The 22,115-nt window shown below is 68.2% G+C and carries 23 protein-coding genes and 1 tRNA gene; 16 read left to right on the top strand and 8 right to left on the bottom strand.

Annotation, left to right across the window (positions count from 1 at the left end; all coding sequences use genetic code 11):
* The first annotated feature begins 12 nt into the window (after positions 1-12).
* The 9 genes from E1202_RS01750 (at position 13) to E1202_RS01790 (ending at position 6,608) form a co-directional block, all read left to right on the top strand.
* Positions 13-261: a hypothetical protein gene (locus E1202_RS01750; RefSeq protein WP_132680490.1), complete on the top strand. Its 249-nt coding sequence runs from the start codon at positions 13-15 to the stop codon at positions 259-261.
* Positions 261-440, top strand: a complete 180-nt coding sequence (locus E1202_RS01755; RefSeq protein ID WP_132680491.1) for a hypothetical protein — start codon at positions 261-263, stop codon at positions 438-440. Before E1202_RS01750 ends, E1202_RS01755 begins: the two co-directional genes overlap by 1 nt.
* An 82-nt stretch (positions 441-522) precedes the next feature.
* Entirely contained in the window at positions 523-2,004 is a 1,482-nt protein-coding gene (locus E1202_RS01760) for an FtsK/SpoIIIE domain-containing protein (RefSeq protein WP_132680492.1), read from the top strand.
* Positions 2,005-2,122: 118 nt separating this feature from the next.
* Positions 2,123-2,650 carry a GGDEF domain-containing protein gene (locus tag E1202_RS01765; protein ID WP_235877551.1) on the top strand — a complete coding sequence of 176 codons (528 nt, stop codon included), beginning with the start codon at positions 2,123-2,125 and terminating at the stop codon, positions 2,648-2,650.
* Between the two features lie 12 nt (positions 2,651-2,662).
* Entirely contained in the window at positions 2,663-2,848 is a 186-nt protein-coding gene (locus E1202_RS01770) for a hypothetical protein (protein WP_132671907.1), read from the top strand.
* Between the two features lie 12 nt (positions 2,849-2,860).
* On the top strand, positions 2,861-3,739 hold the full coding sequence (locus E1202_RS01775) for a hypothetical protein (protein WP_132680494.1): 879 nt from the start codon (positions 2,861-2,863) through the stop codon (positions 3,737-3,739).
* Between the two features lie 115 nt (positions 3,740-3,854).
* On the top strand, positions 3,855-5,228 hold the full coding sequence (locus tag E1202_RS01780) for a replication initiator (RefSeq protein ID WP_132680495.1): 1,374 nt from the start codon (positions 3,855-3,857) through the stop codon (positions 5,226-5,228).
* A 2-nt stretch (positions 5,229-5,230) separates the two neighbouring features.
* Positions 5,231-5,410 carry a helix-turn-helix transcriptional regulator gene (locus E1202_RS01785; protein ID WP_132621655.1) on the top strand — a complete coding sequence of 60 codons (180 nt, stop codon included), beginning with the start codon at positions 5,231-5,233 and terminating at the stop codon, positions 5,408-5,410.
* A gap of 1 nt (position 5,411) precedes the next feature.
* Positions 5,412-6,608 carry a tyrosine-type recombinase/integrase gene (locus E1202_RS01790; protein WP_132680496.1) on the top strand — a complete coding sequence of 399 codons (1,197 nt, stop codon included), beginning with the start codon at positions 5,412-5,414 and terminating at the stop codon, positions 6,606-6,608.
* Positions 6,609-6,661: 53 nt separating this feature from the next.
* On the opposite strand, the gene E1202_RS01795 is transcribed toward E1202_RS01790, so the two are convergent.
* Positions 6,662-6,737 (bottom strand) — tRNA-Lys (locus E1202_RS01795).
* Positions 6,738-6,872: 135 nt separating this feature from the next.
* On the opposite strand from E1202_RS01795, the gene E1202_RS01800 reads away from it, so the two are divergent.
* The 4 genes from E1202_RS01800 (at position 6,873) to E1202_RS01815 (ending at position 10,677) form a co-directional block, all read left to right on the top strand.
* Positions 6,873-7,406, top strand: coding sequence for a GNAT family N-acetyltransferase (locus tag E1202_RS01800; protein WP_207918420.1), 534 nt, complete (start codon positions 6,873-6,875; stop codon positions 7,404-7,406).
* A 157-nt stretch (positions 7,407-7,563) separates the two neighbouring features.
* Positions 7,564-8,745, top strand: coding sequence for a cobalamin-independent methionine synthase II family protein (locus E1202_RS01805; protein ID WP_132680497.1), 1,182 nt, complete (start codon positions 7,564-7,566; stop codon positions 8,743-8,745).
* A 39-nt stretch (positions 8,746-8,784) separates the two neighbouring features.
* On the top strand, positions 8,785-9,483 hold the full coding sequence (locus E1202_RS01810) for a class I SAM-dependent methyltransferase (protein WP_132680498.1): 699 nt from the start codon (positions 8,785-8,787) through the stop codon (positions 9,481-9,483).
* A 51-nt stretch (positions 9,484-9,534) separates the two neighbouring features.
* Positions 9,535-10,677 carry a serine hydrolase domain-containing protein gene (locus E1202_RS01815; RefSeq protein WP_235877553.1) on the top strand — a complete coding sequence of 381 codons (1,143 nt, stop codon included), beginning with the start codon at positions 9,535-9,537 and terminating at the stop codon, positions 10,675-10,677.
* A gap of 7 nt (positions 10,678-10,684) precedes the next feature.
* Here E1202_RS01815 and E1202_RS01820 read toward each other — a convergent pair whose 3' ends face one another.
* Positions 10,685-11,227 (bottom strand): chorismate mutase, encoded by a 543-nt coding sequence (locus E1202_RS01820; RefSeq protein WP_132680499.1) that lies wholly within the window; start codon positions 11,225-11,227, stop codon positions 10,685-10,687.
* Between the two features lie 213 nt (positions 11,228-11,440).
* Between E1202_RS01820 and E1202_RS01825 the strand changes: the two genes are divergently transcribed.
* Complete coding sequence (locus tag E1202_RS01825; protein WP_132680500.1) at positions 11,441-11,968, top strand: phosphatase PAP2 family protein; 528 nt, start codon at positions 11,441-11,443, stop codon at positions 11,966-11,968.
* Position 11,969: 1 nt separating this feature from the next.
* Here the strand turns inward: E1202_RS01825 and E1202_RS01830 are convergent, their stop codons facing one another.
* Both E1202_RS01830 and E1202_RS01840 read right to left on the bottom strand, forming a co-directional pair.
* Entirely contained in the window at positions 11,970-12,584 is a 615-nt protein-coding gene (locus E1202_RS01830) for a YigZ family protein (protein WP_132680501.1), read from the bottom strand.
* 516 nt (positions 12,585-13,100) lie between these two features.
* Complete coding sequence (locus E1202_RS01840; protein ID WP_132680502.1) at positions 13,101-14,222, bottom strand: 5-methyltetrahydropteroyltriglutamate--homocysteine S-methyltransferase; 1,122 nt, start codon at positions 14,220-14,222, stop codon at positions 13,101-13,103.
* Positions 14,223-14,400: 178 nt separating this feature from the next.
* Here E1202_RS01840 and E1202_RS01845 point away from each other — a divergent pair, with 178 nt between their 5' ends.
* Positions 14,401-15,552, top strand: coding sequence for an FAD-dependent monooxygenase (locus tag E1202_RS01845; protein ID WP_235877554.1), 1,152 nt, complete (start codon positions 14,401-14,403; stop codon positions 15,550-15,552).
* Between the two features lie 66 nt (positions 15,553-15,618).
* Here E1202_RS01845 and E1202_RS01850 read toward each other — a convergent pair whose 3' ends face one another.
* The 4 genes from E1202_RS01850 to E1202_RS01865 form a co-directional block, all read right to left on the bottom strand.
* Positions 15,619-16,443 (bottom strand): aldo/keto reductase, encoded by an 825-nt coding sequence (locus E1202_RS01850; RefSeq protein ID WP_132680504.1) that lies wholly within the window; start codon positions 16,441-16,443, stop codon positions 15,619-15,621.
* A 116-nt stretch (positions 16,444-16,559) separates the two neighbouring features.
* Entirely contained in the window at positions 16,560-17,768 is a 1,209-nt protein-coding gene (locus tag E1202_RS01855) for an MFS transporter (RefSeq protein WP_132680505.1), read from the bottom strand.
* Between the two features lie 202 nt (positions 17,769-17,970).
* Positions 17,971-19,683, bottom strand: a complete 1,713-nt coding sequence (gene ctaD, locus E1202_RS01860) for an aa3-type cytochrome oxidase subunit I (protein ID WP_132680506.1) — start codon at positions 19,681-19,683, stop codon at positions 17,971-17,973.
* A 149-nt stretch (positions 19,684-19,832) separates the two neighbouring features.
* Entirely contained in the window at positions 19,833-20,402 is a 570-nt protein-coding gene (locus tag E1202_RS01865) for an SACE_7040 family transcriptional regulator (protein WP_132680507.1), read from the bottom strand.
* 91 nt (positions 20,403-20,493) lie between these two features.
* Between E1202_RS01865 and E1202_RS01870 the strand changes: the two genes are divergently transcribed.
* Positions 20,494-22,107, top strand: coding sequence for a carboxyl transferase domain-containing protein (locus tag E1202_RS01870; protein WP_132680508.1), 1,614 nt, complete (start codon positions 20,494-20,496; stop codon positions 22,105-22,107).
* Positions 22,108-22,115 lie beyond the last annotated feature (8 nt).

Consider the following 22,115-nt stretch of genomic DNA (forward strand, 5'->3'; position numbering starts at 1 on the left):
GGGTGATCGCTGGTGGAGATCTCGAAACAGCTGTTCCGGCGCAATTCGCGCGGAATCAAGCGGCTGTCGGCAATCGGTTCGCTGATGGATCAGCTGAACCAGGACGTGAACAAGGTCGAATTCCTCGACGGCGAGTTCGTCGAGGACCGGCACTACGCGGAGGCCCAGGAGTTGGCCGCTGCGGTCGCGAAGGCGGCGGACGCGGTGCGTGAGGGCATCGCTGAACACGGTGGATCGAGTGTTGCGAAGGAGTACAAGTAATGGCCAATGCAGACGGTGTGACCGGCACGGTGCGCGAGATCGACGCGACCATGCTGGAGCTGACCAAGACCGTGACCAGCTTCGGTGTCCCGAAGGGCTTGGGTGGTCCGTTGAACGGGCTCAAGCGAGCCGTGGGCGATCTGGTCGCTCACCTGGAGATGTCGCAGCGCAGAAGCTAACTGAACAACCCCAAGCACGGCAGGGCGTCGGATTCCCATAGCGGGAGTCCGACGCCCTTCTTCATGGAAAGGGCAGGCAGTCATGCGAGACACGCGAGTGGGCACGGAACGGACTCCGGCACGAGTGGTCGGCGGCTGGATGCTGCGGCACCCCCGCACGATGGCCAGCACGACCGCGGTGGGCACGGCGGGCGTGACGCTCGGCTATCAGACGGTGCTGTGGGCCGCAGGGATCGCGGTACTGGCCGGTGCCTCCTGGCGGCTGCTGGACGCCCCGACCTTCGACCGCTTCGCCGGACGGCTCCTGCGGGCCTGGTGGAGACGATGGGTCATCTACCAGCGTCAGTGGATGCGCGTGGTCGCCTCCTGCGGACTCGTCACCGCTGACCACCGGGGCGATTCGCTGGTGCCGAAGCTGGTCGCGGTGCGCTCGAACTGGGTGTGGGACTCGCTGCACATCCGCATGGCCAAGGGCCAGGAACCCGAGGACTACGGCCAGGCGCTCGACCGTCTGGCGAACTCCTTCAAGGCCCACGCGGCCTCGATGCGCATCCTCCAGCCCGGCAAGATCGCCCTGGACTTCCAGCGACGCGAGCCCTTCAACGAGATGGTGATCCCGCTCCCGGCGATGCCGGAATCGGTGGACGCGGTGGACCTGCGCAAGCTGGAGATCGGCCGGACTGAATTCGGCCGGCCTTTCCAACTCGACCTGGCCAAGCGGGACGTCCACGTCCTGTTGGCCGGGGAAACCGGCGCGGGCAAGGGCTCGTGGCTCTGGGGCATCCAGCGGGCGCTGGCACCGCTGATCCGAGCCGGTCACGTCCGGCTGTGGGTGATCGACCCCAAGGGCGGCATGGAACTCGGCGGCGGCCGGGAGATGTATCACCGCTTCGCCGACTCCGACCGCGCTGGACTGGCGCTGATGCGGGAGTACGTCGAGACCCTGGACGAGCGCAAGTTCGAGCTCGGCCGTCAGGGCATCCGCAACGCGACTCCGTCCCGGGAAACCCCGCTGGACGTGTTGATCTGCGACGAGCTGGCCGCGATGACCGCCTACACCGACCGGGACATCCGGGTGGAGTTCCACCAGCTGCTGTCCAAGGGCCTCACGCAGTTCCGCGCGGTAGGCGGCCGCATTATCGCCGCGACGCAGGAACCCACCAAGGACGTCGTCCCGATGCGCGGACTGTTCCCCACCAAGATCGCGCTCCGGGTCGACGCCGCCTCGTACGTGGACATGTGCCTCGGTGAAGGGATGCGGGACCTCGGCGCCTTCGCGGACAAGATCCCCACCTACCTCGCCGGTGTCGCCTACGCCAAGAACGACGGCCGCAAGGAGCCCCAACGCGTACGGGCGGCCTTCAGCACCGATGACGACATCGCCGAGCTGGTGGCCTTCTGCACCGAGCTGTCCAACGTGACCCCGATCCGCAAGGAGATCGAACTTCCGGACGGCACCTTCACCAACCCCTACGAAGTCGACTTCGAAGACTTCGAGGACGACGAGCTCGAAGAGATCGAGCACTTCGAAGGCGACGACGAAGACGACGAAGAGATCGCCTAACCAGGAAATTCAAGCGGCCCGCCCGAGAACTCTTGGCGGAGTCGGGCGGGCCTTACCTCGAATGGAGGCAAGACCCATGCTGGCACGACTCGCTTTGAGTGTCACGACGGTGACCACGGTGGCAGCCACCGGCTGCGCGTGGCGATACCGGCAACGGACCCTCACTGACCCGTTAACTGGACTGGCCAACCGGGCCGCACTGGAGACCGAGTTCCGGCGGCGGCGTCGCTCCGGTCCCGTGGCGGTGGCGATCGGGGACATGAACGGGTTCAAGGCGTTCAACGACACCTACGGCCACCGCTTCGGCGACCAGGTCCTCATCGAGGTCGCTCGGGTTTTGGCACGCGAAACGAACCGCGGTGAACTCCCGGTTCGGCTGCACGGCGATGAGTTCGCCGTCTTGCTGCCCGGGGTGACCGACCAGGGCACGGCCGAACACCGCGTGCGGCAGCTTCAAAGCGCCATCGCCCGGATCACGACCATCGACGGCCAGCCGGTCGAGGTCTCGATGGCTCTGGGGGTGATGACGATGCCGGCCGAATCGGCGGACCTGAGCCGCCTGCTCGGTTCGGCTGACGACCGGATGTACGGCGACAAGCACGCTGCTCGATCGAGCATCGAGATCGCGATTCCTCAATCACAGTAAGGAGATTCACCTATGCACATCGTCCACGTTGAACTGTCCGGCAAGGGTGTCCTGATGAGTCTCGGCGTCCTGGCGTTCGTGCTGGCCGTGCTGGCGCTGGTCTGGCTGGTGTTCAGCCCGGCTGTGGCGATCGGCATCGGCGTCGGCCTGGTGCTGCTCGTGCGGGGCCTGATCAAGCTGTTCAGCCCGGCGCAGTAGGGGAGGAAACCGATGGCGCAGTCAGAGCAGGACGATGCCGAAGAGGGCAAGACACGGCGGGTCCGCAAGCTCGGAGACCGGATCTCCGAGGCTCGACATCTACGGGGCTTGATCCGCGACCCTGACCTTCAGGCCGTGGAGATGGAGCGCAACGGGAGGCGGACCCTCGTCGGGCTGTGGTTCTTCCTGGCGTTGGGGCTGGTGTTCACCACCACGGGGGTGCAGCAGTTCCTCGCCGGGGATTCCACACGGGATGACCCGCTGTGGTGGGCGGCCTGGACGGTGGAGCCGATGTTCGCGGGGCTGTTGATCGTGCTGCTGAACTTCGAGGCGGTGATCCTCGCCCACGGGGTTTCACCTGATCATCAGTGGTGGTCGCGGCTCAAGCGGGTGTTGCTGACCTCGACGCTCTTGATGAACGTCATCCCGCAACTGATCCCGCTGTTGGCGGGCCGGTGGGCGGAGTTCAACGCCGGTTCGGCGGTCGTGCACGGCATCATCCCGGTGATCGTCTACGGCATCGCCGAAGTCATCCCGGTCATTCAGGCCCGGCAACGGCAGGTCATCTTGGCCGCCTACGCCGCCGCAGACCCACCACCTCCGCCGGAACAGCCGGAGGTGCCGGAAAGGGCGGCCACCGAGTCCATCGAACGTCCGCGACCGGTGGAACGACCGGACACCACCTCGGTCATCGGGAAATCGATGAACCTTCCGGCGGGCGTCCTCAAGGGGATTTCCGACGCCTGGGAGCGCGCGAAGACCGAGGGCCGGGAGTTCACTCCGGCTGATGTCCGTCAGGTTGTCCGGTTGCCGGAACCGATGGCCGCGCAGATCGTCGCCGATCTCAACGCCACCGAAAAGCCCGTCACCAACGGCCACGCCGTGGCCTGATGCGACGGCATCGCTCAACTGAATATCGCGAGTTCAACCCCTGCTCGGCGGGCATCCACCGGGCACGGGAACGACCTCCGTGGGTGCTCCGCCGAGCTCTCTCCTGGGAGGTCACATGGCATTGCCCGAACTACCGGCTGTGGACCGCCTCGCCCGGCGGCTCCAGTCCCCGGACTACCAGCAGTGGCGCTCGATGGTGGAAGCCACCGGCGGATGCGCTCACCCGGTCCGACTGTCCGGACACTGGATGCTCACAGACAAGACCACCGGCACGGTGCTCTCCAAGCCCGACGGCACCCCGGCGATGAAGTCCGGGCACCTGTTTGCCCCCTGCGGCAACCGCCGCGAGTCCGTCTGCCCCGCATGCTCGGACCGCTACGCCGCTGACGCGTTCCACCTCGTGCGTGCCGGGATGTCCGGCGGCTCCAAGGGCGTGCCGGTCACCGTGGCCGACAAACCGCGGTTGTTCGTCACCCTGACCGCACCGAGCTTCGGGCCGGTCCACAACCGCCGGACCTCGGCCAACGGCAAGCACGTCCCGTGCCGCTGCGGTCGCTACCACCACGAACACGACCCGGCCATCGGCCAGCCCATCGACCCGAGCGGCTACGACTACACCGGCCACGTCTTGTGGCAGGCCCACGCCGGGAAGCTGTGGAACCGCTTCACCATCTATCTCCGGCGGCACATCGCCCGCGCGGCCGGCATCACCGAGAAGCAGCTCAAGGACCACGCCCGGCTGTCCTACGCCAAGGTCGCCGAGTTCCAGAAGCGCGGCACCATCCACTTCCACGCAATGATCCGCCTCGACGGCCCCGAAGGAGCCGCTGACGCCGCGCCCTCGTGGGCCACGGCTGATCTGCTCACCGACGCCGTCCACGCCGCACACGCCGCGACCGGCGTCGAAGCTCCCGAGATCGACCCCAGCACGCGGCTGCTGACCTGGGGCGAACAGATCGACGTCCGCCTGATCCGTGCGGTGGATGCCCACCAGGTCGAAGACGACCAGGGCGCCATCACCGATGACCGGCTGGCCTCCTACGTCGCCAAGTACGCCACCAAGGGCACCGGCAAGTCCGAAGCCGCAGACCGGCCGATCCGCTCCCGCGAGCACATCGAGCTCCTGGACGCCAGCGAGCACCACAAGCAGATCATGCGCACCGCGTGGGACCTCGGCGGCCTGGACGAGCTCGAAGGTCTCAACCTGCGGCGCTGGTGTCACATGCTCGCCTTCCGAGGGCACTTCCTGTCCAAGTCCCAGCGCTACTCCACGACCTTCAAGCAGATCCGGGGCGACCGCCAGACCTGGCGGCTGGAAAAGAATCTCGACGAAATCGGCGTCACCGCCGAGTCCGTGGCCGTGATCAACCACTGGGCGATGACCAGCATCGGCCACCGCGACCCCGAGGAACAGGAACTCGCACTCGCCATCGCCGACCGCCAACGCGAGGCACGAAAACACCGCTACGCCAACGAAAGGAAGGACTGACCATGCGCAATCTGTGGGGAATTGACGACGTCGCCAGCTACCTGGGTGTGCCGGTCGGCACGCTCTACCAGTGGCGCAGCCGTGGATACGGCCCGACTGGGCGCAAGATCGGAAAGTACGTCAGGTTCAAGCCCGAGGACGTCGAGGACTGGTTCGAGTCCCAAGCTGCGGGGGTGATCTGAGATGGCGGGTCGTTTGCCGCTCCCGCTGGGAACGATGGGGGAGGTCTCGGTCAAGCAGGTCGGGAAGTCCTGGTCGGCAAGGGCCTGGTACCGGCGTGAGGACGGGACTTATGCCGACGTGCGTCGCCGCGGCCGGACCAAGGAGCTGGCTCGGCAGGCTGTCCGGGATGCGATCAAAGACCTGGTGCCGGTGTCTGACGGCATCGACCTCGCGGCCACATCGCTGTTCGCGGATGCTGCCGAAGCCTGGTTCGACCAGTTCAGGAAGGACGCCGAGAACGGCACATACTCGCTGACTTCGTTGGACACGTACGAGAACGTCTACGAGAACCACGTCAAGCCGAGTCTTGGTGAGCTGCGGCTGTACGAGGTGAAGACACCGGTGGTGAACAAGCTCTGTCAGTCGAAGCTCAAGGGCAACAGCCTGACTCTGGCGAAGCTCGTCAAAGCGGTGATCAGCAACGTCATGATCTTTGCGATTCAGGCTGGGGCTGTCGAGACCAACCCAACGAAGGGCATCGCTGCCCTGTCCGAGCGGAGAGCCAAGATCAAGCGGAAGAAGCCGCGGGCTTTGACCAAGGGCGAACTGAGCGACCTGCTCAAGATCCTTGACCAGGATGAGAAGGCGAAGAAGCGGGACCTGCCTGACCTGGTGCGCTTCTTCATCGCGACGGGCGAACGAGCCGGTGAGGCTCTGGGTGCTCACTGGGAGGACTTCGATCCGGAGTCCAAGAAGCTGCGGATGAGCGGCAACCTGATCCGTGCACGCGGCAAGGGTGCGCTGCGCAACGATGGGAAGACGGACGGATCGGCGCGAGACATCGCGCTCCCCGATTGGGCGGTGAACATGCTCCGGGAACGTGCTGAGCAACTGGGTGAGGTTGATCCTGGTAAGCCGATCTTCGTCAACACGAAGGGTGGGTACCTCAACGCGTCGAACGTCTACAACCGGACGTGGGCACCGTTCCGGACCCGCGCTGGCTACGAGTGGGTGACCTTCCACACGCTGCGCAAGACGGTCGCGACTCTGCTGGACGAAGCTGGCCTGACCGCTCGCCAGGTGGCCGACCTGCTGGGCCACTCGCGGGTGTCGATGACCCAAGACGTGTACTTCGGTCGGGGTCAGCAGTCCCGCGCCAGTGCCGAAGCCCTGGCCTTCGTGGTGCCCATCGAGGGGCCGGGGAAAGTTGGCAATTAATTGGCAACCGGGCCTCGGCAACAAAGAACCCCAGGCCTGTGACCTGGGGTTTTTGGTGGGCCGCCAGGGGATCGAACCCTGAACCCGCGGATTAAAAGTCCGCTGCTCTGCCAGTTGAGCTAACGGCCCGCGTGCCCAAGGTTACAAGGTCCGGATGATCTTCGCGGCTCGCGGTAGCGGCAATTCGGACCGAGGTCACACCAGGACATCCCAGGAGCCGCGCTGCCGGGCGTACCGGATGCGCGCTTCCGCCGAACTCGAGGGGTGAGCGACGTCTTGACCTACCAGCACCGGCTCGCCACGCGCGAGGACCTGCCCGCGATCGTGGACATCTACAACTCGGTGATCCCGGAGCGCGCGGCGACCTGCGATCTGGAGCCGATCACGGTCGCCTCCCGGGAGGTCTGGTTCGCGGAGTCCGATCCGCGGCGCCATCCGATCTGGGTCGGTCACGAGCCCGGGAGGCCGGAGGTCGTGACCGGTTACGTGTCGTTGGAGCCGTTCCTCAACGGGCGCCGGGGCTACGACGTCACCGCCGACCTGGCGCTGTACCTGCATCCCGAGCACCGGGGCAGCGGCCAGGGCGCGTACCTGCTGAGCCAGGCCATCGCGCGGGCGGCGGAACTGGGCTTCCGGACCATCGCGACCACGATCTTCGCCTCCAACGAGCGGAGCCTCCGCCTTTTCCGGTCCCACGGCTTCCAGGAGTGGGGACGTCTGCCCGCCGTGGCCGATCTCGACGGCCGTCCCGAGGACATCGTCTTCGTGGGACTTCCTCTCGGTTCCCGTCTGAACTGACCGGGCATCACGGGCGGTTCGGGGCCAGAACCGCCCGCAACGCTCTTGGAGGGGCCGGGTCGTGGTCGAAGTGTTGACCGGGGGCTGGGGGTGGAGAAGGGTTCTGAGTGCGGTCCTGGGGGCCGTGTTCGTCAGGGTTGTCGGCAGAAGGAGAGCCGTGAGCAGGATCCTCGCGACGCACACCGGAAGTCTGATCCGTCCGACCGAACTCCTGTCGTTCCTGTCCGAGAAGGCCCGAGGTGCGGCCGTGGACGAGGACGCCTACCGGCTCCGCCTGTCCGAGTCCGTCGACGACGTCGTCCGCAAGCAGGTGGAGGCGGGTGTCGACGTCGTCGACGACGGTGAGATGGGCAAGGTCAGCTGGATCACCTACCTCTACGAGCGGGTCAGCGGCTTGGAGTCGCGGCCGATCGAACTCGTCGGCCCGAGCATGCTCCCGCCGAGCCGCGACCGGCAGGCGTTCCCCGGGGCCTACGCCGAGCTCGACGCGCTCGACGAGGCGGCCGTCCGCAAGAGCAGCGCGCAGAGGCGGGCGCCGTCGGCCTGGTGCTGCACCGGTCCGCTGCGCTACGACCGGACCGCGATCGACCGCGACATCGTGAACGTGAAAGCAGCTGTGGCGCAGCACGAAGGCGTCGATGCCTTCCTGCCGGTGGTCGCGCCGGCGAGCGCCTACTGGCTGACCAACGAGCACTACGACTCCGAGGAGGAGTTCGTCTTCGCGCTCGCCGACGTGCTCAAGCAGGAGTACCGGGCGATCGTCGACAGCGGCCTGCTGCTGCAGGTCGACGACGCGGTGCTGATGCACGAGTGCGACACGATCCTGGCCGGGGGCGGCTCCTACGACGACTACCGGCGCTGGGCGGAGCTGCGCGTGCGGGCCCTCAACCACGCGCTGGAGGGATTGCCGGAGGAGCGCGTCCGGTACCACGTGTGCTTCGGCAGCTGGCACGGCCCGCACGCGTTCGACCCGCCGCTGCGCGACGTCATCGACCTGATCTTGCAGGTCAACGCGGGTGCTTATGCGATGGAGCAGGCCAATCCGCGGCACGAGCACGAGTGGCGGGTGTGGGAGGACGTGAAGCTGCCGGACGGCAAGAAGCTCATCCCTGGCGTGGTCACGCACCACACCAACGTCGTCGAGCACCCGGAGCTGGTTGCGCAGCGGCTGATTCGGCTGGCGGGTGTCGTCGGCAGGGACAACGTGCTCGCCGGAACGGACTGCGGGTTCGCGCAGGGCGCCTTCGTGAAGCGGGTCCACGAGGAGATCCAGTGGGCGAAGCTCTCGGCCCTGGCGGAGGGCGCGCGACTGGCCTCGAAACACCTCTGGAGTCGATGATTTCCCCTGCGCTGCTTGGTTTTTCGGTAGGATGACCGGATGGGAGATGCTGCTCGTTCGGTGCGCGACGTCGACGGTCTGCTGCGGATGCTCGACGAGGTCTTCCCGGCGCCGGAACCGTTCTGGGACCGCTTCTACGAGGACCACGACCGCGACGTCCCGTTCTTCGCCGCCAAGCCGGATGAAAGTCTCGTGTCCTACTTGGACGGGGGGATGCTGACCCCGGGCCGCGCGCTGGACCTGGGGTGCGGTTCCGGCCGCAACGCCGCGCACCTGGTCGCCTCCGGGTTCGACGTCGACGCGGTGGACCTGTCCGCCACCGCCATCGCGTGGGCCCGGGAGCGGGCCCCGGAGGTCCGCTCCCACCAGGGTGACGCCTTCACCGCCGACCTCGCGGGTCCCTACGACCTCATCTACGACTCGGGCTGCTTCCACCACCTTCCGCCGCACCGGCGGATCAGCTACCTCGACCTGCTCGATCGGCTCCTCGCCCGCGGCGGGCACCTGGCGATCAGCTGCTTCGTCGCCGGAGCCGCGAACTCCGGGACCGAACTCCCCGATCTGGAGCTCTACCGCCGGGGCGTCCTGGCCGGTGGTCTCGCCTACACCCCCGACGAGCTGAGGGGCGTCTTCGCCGACCTCATCCCCGTGGAGGTCCGGCCGATGCGCGCCCAGCCGCCGGAGTCACCCCTCTTCGGCGTGGACTTCCTCCAGGTCGGGCTCTTCCGGCGCCGATGAGTTCCGGGGTGCCGTCGAGTCGACACTCGAAGTATCCGAAGGAGGACGACGGTGGAATTCGATCAGGCCAGGCTGGCGCGGATGCGCGAGGTCATGGACGGCCACGTCGCCGACGGCACGCTCCCCGGCGCGGTGACCGCGGTCAGCCGCGGCGGGGAAACCCACATCGCCGCGCACGGGAACCTGTCGATCGGCGGCGAGCCCGTGCGGCGCGACACGATCTTCCGCATCGCCTCGATGACCAAGCCCATCACCGCCGCGGCCGTGATGAGCCTGGTGGAGGAGTGCGTGCTGCGGCTCGACGACCCGGTCGAGGAGCTGCTGCCCGAACTCGCCGATCGGCGGGTGCTGACCAGCCCGGACGCTCCGCTGTCGGACACGGTCCCGGCTGCTCGGTCGATCACCGCGCGAGACCTGCTGACCTTCACCTTCGGGCTCGGCGCCGTGCCCGGGGACGTGCCGATCGCGAAGGCGATGCACGAGGCGGGCCTGTCGCCGTCACCGGTCGACCCGGGCGTGGCTACCGACGAGTGGATGCGGCGGCTCGGCGAGCTGCCGCTGGCGTACCAGCCGGGTGACCAGTGGCTCTACCACACGGGATCGGACGTGCTCGGGGTGCTGATCGCCCGCGCGACCGGCCGGAAGCTCGCGGACCTGCTGCGCGAGCGGATCTTCGAGCCCCTCGGGATGCGCGACACCGGCTTCCGCACCTCGGCGGAGTCGCGCGTCCCCACCGTCTACATGCTCGATGACGGCGTGCTCGTCCCGTTCCCCGCACCCGCCTCCGAGGAGCCCGCTTTCGGCTCCGGAGCCGGCGGACTGCTGTCCACGGCGGACGACTTCCTCGCGTTCTACCGGATGCTGCTCAACGGCGGGAAGCACGGGGGAACCCGCGTGCTGTCCCGCGCCTCGGTCGACCTGCTCACCACGGACCGTCTCGTCGAGTCGCAGAAACCCGATCCCGCGGCCACTCTGCCCGACAACGTCGGCTGGGCGTTCGGGCAGAGCGTGGTGACCAGGCGGGTCGGTCTGGCGGGGGTCGGCCAGTTCGGCTGGAGCGGCGGCTTCGGCACCACCGCTTTCGCCGAACCGGCCGAGGACCTGATCGGAATCCTGCTCACGCAGCGCGCGCTGACCGGCGGCGCCCCGCACTTCCAGGACTTCGAGACCACCACCTACCAGGCGCTGGCCTGAGCAGAGGTCAGGAGCAGATCGAGGGGATCGCCCGGCCCAGTCCCGCCTGGTGCAGGACGGTGAGGTCGCGCGCGGTGTGGACGTAGGCGCTGACCAGCCGCCCGTCGCAGGACGGACCGTCGCGCAGCTCGTCGGTGTCGCGGAGCTGCAGCAGGATCGTCTCCCCCAGGCGGTCCAGCTCGGGGCGGATCTCACCGAGATCGGGCCGCTCGGTGGGCTGCTCGTCGGGGTGGGCGCGCCAGTGCGCGTGCAGCCCCCGCTGCACGAGCTTGCTGGCCTCGATCTGGTCGCGGAACACCCGCTCGGCCTCCTCGGGGTCGAGCCCCAGCTCGGCCGCCCGCACCGCGACACCGTCGAGGACCTGCTGCTCGCGCTCGGGGTCCTCGATCGGCGAATCCGTTCCCCACTTGGCCGCCGCGACCTGGTCGGACAGCGCCACGCGCTCAGCGGCCGAACCCACCAGCGGGTCCAGCGCTCCTTCCGCGCTCGCCGGAGCGCCCAGCCCCAGAACAGCGATGACGACGGCACTTCCGACGATCAGCGAACGCATCGCAGACCCCTCCCAGGAGATCGGTTCCCTCCACTCATACACCCGGCTCTGGTGCGCGGTAACGGATTTCCGCTGAATTCGCGATCGGGTCCTCGTGGAGTTCCTTCGGGAACGCCGCACCGGCCGGTGTGCCGAGCGAGGGGCGGGAATCCGGTTAGGGTGGGTGTGGTGGATTTCAGCTCCGAGTTGTTCCGTGTCATCGCGGGGTGGGGTGTGGCTTCTCCGGCCTGGGTGCAGGCCGTCGCGGTGGTGCTGACCGATGCCCTGCTGCTCGCGTTCATCCCCCTCGCCGTGTTCGTCTGGTGGAGAGTCGACCGGCGGGTTCGGGCCATGCTGGCGATCTTGCTCTCCGGCGGCTCGACGTGGGTGCTCAACGGCCTGGTCAAGGAGATCATCGAGCAGCCGAGGCCGTGCTTCACGCTGCCCATCCCCACGGTCGAGCACTGCAGCGAGGTCGGGGTCTTCTCGCTGCCCAGCGGGCACTCGGCCACGGCGGCGGCGTTCGCGGTGACCACGGCCGCGCTGTGGCGGCGCGTGGCAGCGGTGGTCGCGGTCGCGGCGCTGCTGGAGGCGTTCCTGCGGGTCTACATCGGCGTGCACTACCCGCACGACGTGGTCCTCGGCCTGCTGTTCGGGGCGCTCATCGGCACGATCGCGGCGGTGGCGGGCAAGCCCGGCGACAGACGGCCTCCCGCAGCTCCCGCCGACACCGCCGCGGCCACCACGTCGGCGGCGTCCTGATCTACATCTCGGCGTGGACGAGCGGGCCTTCGGCGGCCTGGGCGGCTCCGCCGGTGCTCTCGGCCAGCCACGCGTGGAACCCGTCGACGTCCTCCACCGGCACGTGGACGTGGAAGCGGACCGCGGCGTCGTAGGAGGTGTCGGCGACCTGGTAGCCGGCCGACCGCAGATCGTTGTCGAGCCTGCCCGCCAGCACGTAGTCGGCCTCGACCAGCAGCACCCGCACCGGTCGCCGCTGAAGGGTTCCGACGTGCTCCAGCGCCGCCGACACCGCGCCCCCGTAGGCGCGGACCAGACCGCCCGCGCCCAGCAGCACCCCGCCGAAGTAGCGGGTCACCACGGCCACGGTGTTGGTGATCTCGTTGCGGCGCAGCACTTCCAGCATCGGCACCCCGGCCGTGCCCGCGGGTTCGCCGTCATCGCTGGACTTCTGGATCTCGCCTGAGTCGCCGAGGACGAACGCCGAGCAGTGGTGGCGGGCGTCGTGGTGCGTCTTGCGCTGGAGCTGGATGAACTCCCGCGCCTCGGACTCCTCGGTCACCCGCGCCAACGAGCAGATGAACCGGGACCTGCGCACCTCGATCTCGTGCTCGCCCGACCGCTTGATCGTCCGCATCAACCCTCCCCCGGCCATCCTCCCACCTGGGGGTTCAACGATCGGCGTGTGGGGATTTTCATGGAAGGGACGGGCGATTTCCGCCTTGTCGGTGCCGCCCCGTACCGTCCACCCTCATGGAGCAATCATCGAGCCCGTTTGAACCAGGCGTGCGGGTGCGTGCCACGTTCGGCCGGTTCCGTGATCAGGAGGGCACGGTGGTGGAGACCGCCACGGGCCTCCCGCAGGTCTTCGAAGGCCCGGTCCTCTGGGTGAGATTCGACGGCGCCGAAGAACCGGGCCTGGTAGCAGGGCGCTTCCTCGAAGAAGCGGCCTGAGATCCGTCTGGCGGTGGTCGCCGTGCTCAGCGGTGCCGGTAGCGGAACCTGAGCGGCTCCATGGACTGCGGCTGCCGTCGCTCGTGCATGTCCGATGCACGACGCGACGGCCGTCCTCACCACGAAGCCGCTCAGAACCTGCGGCGGTGCGAGTTGCTCTGGTCGGGAAGACGAGGACTCCGCAACCGCCCGCGAACGATCAGCCCCAGACCTCCTGCGCCGTTTCCACGACCAGGCGGAGCTTGGCGACTTCTTCCTCGTAGGTCAGGGCGTTGCCGTCCTTGGTCGAGGCGAATCCGCACTGCGGCGACAGGCACAGCTGGTCGAGGTCGACGTACTTGGCGGCCTCGTCGATGCGGCGCTTGAGGTCGTCCTTGGACTCCAGCTCACCGCGCTTGGTCGTCACCAGGCCCAGCACCACGTGCTTGCCCTTGGGGACGTACCGCAGCGGGGCGAAGGTGCCCGAGCGCTCGTCGTCGAACTCCATGAAGAAGCCGTCGACCTCCAACCGGCCGAACAGCGCCTCGGCGACGAAGTCGTAGCCGCCCTCGGCGACCCACGACGACCGGAAGTTGCCCCGGCACATGTGAGTGGTCACCGTCAGCGTGTCCGGGCGGCCGCGCAGCGACTCGTTGATCAGCTCGATGTCCTTGACGTGCGCGTTCTCGCCGTCCTCACCCCGGGCGTTGAGCATCTCGCGCTGCTTCGGGTCGTTGAGGTAGGCAAGGCTGGTGTCGTCGAGCTGCAGGTAGTGGCAGCCCAGGTCGGCCAGCGCGCGCACCTCAGCCCGGTAGGCGGCGGCCAGGTCGGCGCGGAACTCGGCCATGTCCGGGTAGACGCTGGAGTCGACGGCCGCGGGGCCGCCCCGGTAGGTGAGCATGCCCGGTGACGGGATGGTCAGCTTCGGCGTGTTCCTGGTGGTCTTCGAGGCCAGGAACGTGAAGGCGTCGGCGAAGATCGTGCCCGAGAGCTTGATCTTGTCGGTGACCTTCAGGTCGGGGGTGATGAACTCGATGTCACCCTGGGAGTTGTGGAACTGGACCTTGAGGCTGTTGTCGTCGACGCGCTCGACGCCGTCCAGCTGGTACAGGAAGTCCATGTGCCATGAGCTGCGGCGGAACTCGCCGTCGGTGGCGCTCTGCAGGCCGATGTCCTCCTGCATCTTGACGACCTGGGTGATCGCCTCGTCCTCGATCCCGCGCAGCTCGGCGTCGTCGATTCGGCCGGCCGCGTGCGAGTCTCGGGCTTCCAGCAGGCGCTCGGGGCGGAGGAGGCTGCCGACGTGGTCGGCCCGGAACGGTGGTGCAACACGTGGGCTCATGGCAGGCAACATAGTTCTCGGGTACCCCGGTGCCTAGGCGAGTTCTCATTTTCCGAAAACCTGTCCCGATCGGGTGCGGCAAGGTCGTTCACGGCGTGTGACCAAGGACAATTCGGTACATACGGTCGAGTGGATAAAATTGTCGGGGCAGCTACGTCGGGGATGACGGATGGAGACGATGCGAGTTCTCGTGATCGGAGCCGGAGTCGGGGGACTCGCAATCGCCAACGGATTGCTCGGCAAAGGCCATGACGTGCAAGTTTACGAGCACCACGACGCCTTGAGGACGTCTGGCGCGGGCATCACGGTGTGGAGCAACGGCACCGCGGCGCTGCGCGAGCTGGGGGTGGACATCACCGGCCGGGGGCATCAGCTCGACAGCCTCCGGTCACTCACCGAATCCGGCCGGTTGCTCTGGGAAGCCGATCTGGACGAGGTCACCGAGCGGCTCGGGTCGCCGACCGTGCAGATCCCGCGCCGCGAGCTGATCGCGGAGATGGCCTCCGCGCTGCCTGCGGGCGCGCTGCAGTTCGGCCGACGCTGCGTCTCGGTCAGCGAGCAACCCGATCACGTGCGGGTCGATTTCGCCGACGGCTCCAGCGCGGTCGGTGACGTGCTCATCGGCGCCGACGGGCAGCGCTCGGTGGTGCGCCAGCAGGTCCTCGGCGGTGATCCCGCCAAGCCCACCGGCTGGGCCAGCTGGCAGGGGCTGACCCGCAGCGATCTGCCGGTCGCCACGGGAAGGCAGACGCTCAACATCGCCGGGCGCAACGCGCACTGCGGGCTCATCCCCACCGGCGACGGGCTGCTGCACTGGTGGTTCGACATGCCGTGGAAGGAGGGCGACCGGGTCCACACGGTCGCCGAGCTGCGCGAGATGTTCCGCGGCTGGCCGGGTCCGGTCGAGGCGCTGCTGGCCTCCGTCACCGACGACGACCTGGGCTTCTTCCCGCACATCCGGCACAAGGTCCCGCACATCTGGGGCGGGCCGCGCAGCACCCTGCTCGGCGACGCCGTGCACGCGATGCCGCCCGCGGTCGCCCAGGCGGCCAACCAGACGCTCGAAGACGCCTGGCTGCTCACCCAGTACATGGCCGACGCCGAGGGCTCCCCGGCCGAGCGGCTGCGCGCCTACGAGTTCGAACGCCGCCCGCGGGTCCTCAAGGTCTCCCGCACGGCGGCGCTGACCTCGGCGCAGCGGCGGACCCCGATCCAGCGCCTCGCCCGCTTCCCGCGCTGGCTGGCCACCCACAGCCAGGTCGTCTCGCTGCGCTCCGGAAGCAACGTCCTGCGCTCCCTGTCCCCGAAACCCCGCCTCCGCGTCGCCTGACCCGCGAAGACGAAAGACCCCCGACCACCAGTGGCGGTCGGGGGTCTTCTCAGCGAGGGCGAAGGCTCACATCTCGTCCGGGTTCGGGCCGACGCGGACGCCGGTCTCCAGGGCGGTGATGGCCTTGACGTCGTCCTGGGCGAGCTCGAAGTCGAAGACCTCGATGTTCTCCTTGATGCGCGAGGGCGTGACCGACTTCGGGATGGTCACGTTGCCCAGCTCGATGTGCCAGCGCAGCACGATCTGAGCCGGGGTCTTGCCGTACTTCTCCGCCAGGTTGGCGACCGTGGCGCTGTCCAGCAGACCGTTGTTGCGGCCCAGCGGGCTCCACGCCTCGGTGGCGATGCCGTGCTCGGCGTGGAAGGCGCGCAGCTCGGCCTGCGGCAGGTTCGGGTGCAGCTCGATCTGGTTGAGCGCGGGCACGATGCTGGTCTCGTCGAAGAGGCGCTGCAGGTGCGGGATCTGGAAGTTCGACACGCCGATGGCCTTGGCGCGGCCGCTGTTGTAGATCTTCTCGAACGCCTTCCAGGTGTCGACGTAGGCGTCCTGGCTCGGAACCGGCCAGTGGATCAGGTAGAGGTCCACGTAGTCGAGGCCCAATCGGGACAGGCTGTCGTCGAACGCCTGGAGCGTGCTGTCGTAGCCCTGGTCGTCGTTCCACAGCTTGGTGGTGACGAAGAGGTCCTCACGCTTGACGCCCGAGTCGGCGATGGCCTTGCCCACGCCTTCCTCGTTGCCGTACACCTTCGCGGTGTCGATGCTGCGGTACCCGGCGTCGATCGCTGCGCGGACCGGGGCGATGACCTCGTCGGCCGGAACCAGGAAGACGCCGTAACCCAGCTGAGGCATGGAAGCACCGGTGTTCAGCGTGACGTTCGGAACCTGAGTCATGTGCGTGTTTCCTCCACCGAATTCGGGATTGGTCTGGCCAAGGGGCCCCGGTCGTCTGGAACCGATTCAGGGCCCCTTGCATTCCAGAGCACTCTTGTGAGCTGAGCAACCGCAGATCAGGCGGTGAGCTCGGATTCGGTCGCGGGCGATGCCTGGTGCGAGGCCACGACGCCACCCCGCTTCGGGCGGCTGTCCAGCCGGCCCGACAGCACCGCGAAGCCCAGTCCGACCAGCGCCAGCAGCGCGCCGATCCAGCTCGGCGAGACCAGCCCGAACCCGGCGGCGATCACCACGCCGCCCAGGTAGGCGCCCAGCGAGTTGGCGATGTTGAAGGTGGACTGGATGCTCGCCGAACCCAGCGCCGGGGCCTCCTTGGCCTCGTCGAGGATCCTGGCCTGGATGCTCGGGATCGCGGTGAAACCGGTCGCGCCGATCAGGAAGACCATGATCGGAGCCATGATCGGGTTCTGCGCGGTCAGCGCGAACACCACCAGCGACACCGCCAGCGCGGAGATGCCCGCGCACAGCGTCTTCAGCGGCGAGCGGTCGGCGAGCCGGCCGCCCACCGCGGTGCCGACGGTCATGCCGACGCCGAACACGGCCAGCAGCGGGGTGACGGCGGTGGCGCTGAAGCCGGACACGTCGGTGAGCACGGGCTTGATGTAGCTGTAGAAGGAGAAGATGGCGGCGAAGCCGAACACGACGACGGCGAAGGCGAGCCACACCTGCGGGCGGCGGAACGCTTGCAGCTCACCGCGCAGGCTGACCTCGGTGGGCTTGGGCTGCTTGGGCACCAGCACCGCCACGGCGGCCAGCGCGATCACGCCGATCACGGCGACCAGGCCGAACGCCCAGCGCCACCCGAGGGCGTGCCCGAGCAGGGTGCCGATCGGCACGCCGACGATGTTGGCGACGGTGAGACCGATGAACATCATCGAGATCGCCTGCCCGCGACGGTCGGCGGCGACCAGGCCGGCGGCCACGACCGCGCCGACGCCGAAGAACGCGCCGTGCGGCAACCCGGAGATGAACCGGGCGACCAGCAGCGTCTCGTGGTTCGTCGCGAACGCGGAGAACAGGTTCCCGGCCGTGAACAGCACCAGCATGTTCAGCAGCATCGTCTTGCGGCGGGAGCGCAGGCCGATCATGGTGAGCGCGGGCGCGCCGATGACGACGCCGAGTGCGTACAGCGAGATGTAACCGCCGGCGTCGGGGATCGACACCTGCAGGTCGGTGGCCACTTCAGGCAGCAGCCCCATCATCACGAACTCGGTCGTTCCGATCCCGAATGCGGCGATGGCCAGGGCCAACAGGGCAATGGGCAAGGAAGTCCCCCGTGTGGTGAAGAAGGTGGTGGTCTGTTCCGCGCGCGCTGCACTGCACGGGCGTTGTCAGGCGGTCATCGCCTCGGTGCGTGCGCGTCGACGGAAACGATTCAGCTCTGCGCCGACGATGGCGCTCCGCACACGTTCAACAGTACGCAGGCCTGCGTTCTTCCTCGTCCGACTATGAACCGCGCCACGGAGGTCATCGCCCGTTCGGCCCAGGACCGCCGCGCAGCGAGACGTGCGCCTCGGCCGCCAGGCGATCGGCCATGTGCGGGTAGTGCAGCTCGAAGGCCGGGCGGATCGACCGGATGCGCGGCAGCGCGGTGAAGTTGTGCCGGGGAGGCGGGCAGGACGTCGCCCACTCCAGGGAGTTGCCGTGGCCCCACGGGTCGTCCACGTCGACCGGCGTGCCGAAGCGGTAGCTGGTGAGCACGTTGTAGAGGAACGGCAGCATCGAGGCGCCGAGCACGAACGCGCCGATGGTCGAGACGGTGTTCAGCGCCGTGAAACCGTCGGTGACCAGGTAGTCGGCGTAGCGGCGCGGCATCCCCTCGTCGCCGAGCCAGTGCTGCACCAGGAACGTCAGGTGGAAACCCACGAACGTCAGCCAGAAGTGCAGCTTGCCCAGCCGATCGTCGAGCATCCGGCCGGTCATCTTCGGGAACCAGAAGTAGACCCCGGCGAACACCGCGAACACGATCGTGCCGAACAGCACGTAGTGGAAGTGCGCTACGACGAAGTAGGTGTCGGTGATGTGGAAGTCCAGCGGCGGTGAGGCGAGCAGGACCCCGGTCAGGCCGCCGAGCAGGAACGTCACCATGAACCCGACCGAGAACAGCATCGGGGACTCGAACGTCACCTGCCCGTTCCACATCGTCCCGATCCAGTTGAAGAACTTGATTCCCGTCGGCACCGCGATCAGGAACGTCGCGAACGAGAAGAACGGCAGCAGCACGGCGCCGGTGGCGAACATGTGGTGCGCCCACACGATCGCGGACAACCCCATGATCACCATGGTGGCCAGCACGAGCCCGGTGTAGCCGAACAGCGGTTTCCGGCTGAACACCGGCAGGATCTCGGTGACGATCCCGAAGAACGGCAGCGCCACGATGTAGACCTCGGGATGCCCGAAGAACCAGAAGAGGTGCTGGTAGAGGATCGCTCCGCCGTGGGCCGGGTCGAAGACGTGCCCGCCGAGGTGGCGGTCGACCAGCAGCCCGAACAGCGCGGCCGTCAGGATCGGGAACGCCATGAGCACCAGGATGCTGGTGGCCAGGATGTTCCAGGTGAAGATCGGCATCCGCCACATCGTCATCCCCGGGCAGCGCAGGCACACCACGGTCGTGATCATGTTGACCGCGCCCAGGATCGTGCCCAGACCGCTGACGATCAGCCCGGCGGCCCACAGGTCGCCGCCGGGGCCGGCGCTGAACTCGCTGCGCGACAGCGGCACGTAGGCCGTCCAGCCGAAGTCGGCCGCGCCGCCGGGCATCAGCAGGCCGCTGATCACGATCAAGCCGCCGAACAGGAACAGCCAGTAGGAGAAGGCGTTCAGCCGCGGGAACGCCACGTCCGGCGCGCCGATCTGCAGCGGGAGGATCACGTTGGCGAAGCCGAACACGATCGGAGTGGCGAACAGCAGCAGCATGATCGTGCCGTGCATGGTGAACAGCTGGTTGTACTGCTCCTGGGACAAGAACTGCAGGCCGGGGACGGCCAGCTCGCCGCGGATCAGCAGCGCCATCGCCCCGCCGGTGATGAAGAAGGCGAACGAGGTGATCAGGTACAGGATCCCGATGTCCTTGGGATCGGTGGTCCGCAGCCAGGGCACCAACCGCGCGCCCTTGCGCGGGCGCCTGCCGGCCGCGGTCCGGGTGGGCACCGCCGTCGGTTGGATCTGGGTGGTGGCCATGCCAGCCTCCGGCCTTCGCGGGAGCGACCTCTCACGTCCGATGCTCCGCTCTTACCCGCGAATCCGCTCTCGCAATCTTCGTCCCGCGCACGGCACCGGGTGTTGATCACGCCTAGGTGGAACCCCGGTTCCGCGATCCGGAGCCCGGTTCAGATCGCTGCGATGGCCCCGTGCGCCATGTCGCGGAGCAGTCGCGCCATGGCCGAGGTGTCCAGGTGCGCGCTGAACGGCGTCGAGTTGATCAGGCCGAACACCGCGTGCGCCGCCGCGCGGGCGCGGGGGCGGTCCAGCTCCGGACGGGCGTCGCGCAGCACCGAGACCCACACTTCGACGTAGAGCCGCTGGGATTCCCGGACCCGGCGGTGGTCGCGGTCGGAGAGGGAGTCCAGATCGCGCATGTGCACCGTGATCAGCGCCGGGTTGTGCAGCGCGAACTCCACGTGCCAGCGCACCAGGCGGTCCAGGGCGTCCTGCGAGCCGGACGCGGCGTCGACCCGGTGCTTGCCGCCGAGCAGCAGCCGGTCGCTGATGCCGGTCAGCAGCTCCGCAAGCATCGCGTCCTTGCTGCGGAAGTGCCGGTACAGCGCGGGTCCGGAGATGCCCACGGCGGCTCCGATGTCGTCGATGCCGACGCCGTGGAAGCCGGCGCGCGCGAACTTCTCCGCCGCCGCGGTCAGGATCTGCTCGCGCCGGGTCGGTTTCGCCGCATCGGTCGACATGCTGCTCGATACTAGACGACTCGGTTAACCGGCGTTAACATGGATCCGGAAGTTAACGACGACTAACCGAGCCAAGCGGAAGGTGTGCCCCATGGATGCGCCCGCTCTGCGCACGTCGGTGGACCCGGACTCGCCGGAGTTCGCGCGCAACGCCGAGCAGCACGCCAAGCTCGTCGACGACCTCAACGCGCAGCTGGACCGAGCCCGTCTGGGCGGGCCGGAGAAGGCGCGCATCAGGCACGTCGAGCGCGGCAAGCTGCTGCCCCGGGACCGGGTGGACGCGCTGCTCGACCGCGGTTCGCCGTTCCTGGAGCTCTCGCCGATGGCCGCCCACGGCCTCTACGAGGACGAGGCCCCGTCGGCGGGGATCATCACCGGAGTCGGCCGGGTGTCCGGTCGCGAGTGCGTGGTGGTGGCCAACGACGCGACGGTCAAGGGCGGCACCTACTACCCGGTGACGGTCAAGAAGCACCTGCGCGCGCAGGAAGTCGCGCTGCACAACAACCTGCCCTGCCTGTACCTGGTCGACTCGGGCGGCGCGTTCCTGCCCAGGCAGGACGACGTGTTCCCCGATCGCGAGCACTTCGGCCGGATCTTCTACAACCAGGCCACGATGTCCGCCCGCGGCATCCCGCAGATCGCCGCCGTCCTCGGCTCCTGCACGGCGGGCGGCGCCTACGTGCCCGCGATGAGCGACGAGGCCGTGATCGTCCGCGAGCAGGGCACGATCTTCCTGGGCGGCCCGCCGCTGGTGAAGGCCGCGACCGGCGCCGAGGTCACGGCCGAGGAGCTGGGCGGCGGAGAGCTGCACTCGCGCACCTCCGGCGTCACCGACCACCTCGCCGCGGACGACGCCGACGCGCTGCGCATCGTCCGCAACATCGTGAGCACGCTCGGTCCGCGCGAGCCGCGCCCGTGGGAGGTCGCGCCGAGCGAGGAGCCCGCGGTCGACCCCGACGAGCTCTACGGCGCGGTGCCCACCGACTCGCGCACTCCCTACGACGTGCGCGAAGTGATCGCGCGGATCGTCGACGGCAGCCGCTTCGCCGAGTTCAAGCACGACTACGGCCAGACCCTGGTGACCGGTTTCGCCCGCATCCACGGCCAGCCGGTCGGCATCATCGCCAACAACGGGATCCTGTTCAGCGAGTCCGCCCAGAAGGGCGCGCACTTCATCGAGCTGTGCGACAAGCGCTCGATCCCGCTGGTGTTCCTGCAGAACATCTCCGGCTTCATGGTCGGCAAGGAGTACGAGGCCGGCGGCATCGCCAAGCACGGCGCGAAGATGGTCACCGCCGTCGCCTGCGCCCGGGTCCCGAAGTTCACCGTGGTCATCGGCGGCTCGTTCGGCGCGGGCAACTACTCGATGTGCGGCCGCGCGTACTCGCCGCGCTTCATGTGGATGTGGCCCAACGCCCGGATCTCGGTGATGGGCGGTGAGCAGGCCGCATCAGTGCTGGCCACCGTCCGGCGCGACCAGCTCGACGCGCGCGGCGAGCAGTGGCCGGCCGAGGACGAGGAGGCGTTCAAGCAGCCGATCCGCGACCAGTACGAGCACCAGGGCCACCCCTACTACGCGACGGCTCGGCTCTGGGACGACGGCGTGATCGACCCGAAGCAGACCCGGGACGTGCTGGGTCTGGCCATCTCCGCGGCGGGCAACGCGCCGTTGGAACCGATCTCCTACGGCGTTTTCCGGATGTGAGGGATGAG

This window comes from Saccharopolyspora karakumensis (assembly GCF_004349225.1).
GTDB classification, from domain to species: Bacteria; Actinomycetota; Actinomycetes; order Mycobacteriales; family Pseudonocardiaceae; genus Saccharopolyspora; species Saccharopolyspora endophytica.

What these genes read in the sequence shown, in the direction of transcription:
- E1202_RS01755 (WP_132680491.1), top strand. Translation starts at nt 261, where the DNA reads ATGGCCAATGCAGACGGTGTGACCGGCACGGTGCGCGAGATCGACGCG.
- E1202_RS01760 (WP_132680492.1), top strand. Translation starts at nt 523, where the DNA reads ATGCGAGACACGCGAGTGGGCACGGAACGGACTCCGGCACGAGTGGTC.
- E1202_RS01770 (WP_132671907.1), top strand. Translation starts at nt 2,663, where the DNA reads ATGCACATCGTCCACGTTGAACTGTCCGGCAAGGGTGTCCTGATGAGT.
- E1202_RS01775 (WP_132680494.1), top strand. Translation starts at nt 2,861, where the DNA reads ATGGCGCAGTCAGAGCAGGACGATGCCGAAGAGGGCAAGACACGGCGG.
- E1202_RS01780 (WP_132680495.1), top strand. Translation starts at nt 3,855, where the DNA reads ATGGCATTGCCCGAACTACCGGCTGTGGACCGCCTCGCCCGGCGGCTC.
- E1202_RS01785 (WP_132621655.1), top strand. Translation starts at nt 5,231, where the DNA reads ATGCGCAATCTGTGGGGAATTGACGACGTCGCCAGCTACCTGGGTGTG.
- E1202_RS01790 (WP_132680496.1), top strand. Translation starts at nt 5,412, where the DNA reads ATGGCGGGTCGTTTGCCGCTCCCGCTGGGAACGATGGGGGAGGTCTCG.
- E1202_RS01810 (WP_132680498.1), top strand. Translation starts at nt 8,785, where the DNA reads ATGGGAGATGCTGCTCGTTCGGTGCGCGACGTCGACGGTCTGCTGCGG.
- E1202_RS01820 (WP_132680499.1), bottom strand. Translation starts at nt 11,227, where the DNA reads ATGCGTTCGCTGATCGTCGGAAGTGCCGTCGTCATCGCTGTTCTGGGG.
- E1202_RS01830 (WP_132680501.1), bottom strand. Translation starts at nt 12,584, where the DNA reads ATGCGGACGATCAAGCGGTCGGGCGAGCACGAGATCGAGGTGCGCAGG.
- E1202_RS01840 (WP_132680502.1), bottom strand. Translation starts at nt 14,222, where the DNA reads ATGAGCCCACGTGTTGCACCACCGTTCCGGGCCGACCACGTCGGCAGC.
- E1202_RS01845 (WP_235877554.1), top strand. Translation starts at nt 14,401, where the DNA reads ATGCGAGTTCTCGTGATCGGAGCCGGAGTCGGGGGACTCGCAATCGCC.
- E1202_RS01850 (WP_132680504.1), bottom strand. Translation starts at nt 16,443, where the DNA reads ATGACTCAGGTTCCGAACGTCACGCTGAACACCGGTGCTTCCATGCCT.
- ctaD (WP_132680506.1), bottom strand. Translation starts at nt 19,683, where the DNA reads ATGGCCACCACCCAGATCCAACCGACGGCGGTGCCCACCCGGACCGCG.
- E1202_RS01865 (WP_132680507.1), bottom strand. Translation starts at nt 20,402, where the DNA reads ATGTCGACCGATGCGGCGAAACCGACCCGGCGCGAGCAGATCCTGACC.
- E1202_RS01870 (WP_132680508.1), top strand. Translation starts at nt 20,494, where the DNA reads ATGGATGCGCCCGCTCTGCGCACGTCGGTGGACCCGGACTCGCCGGAG.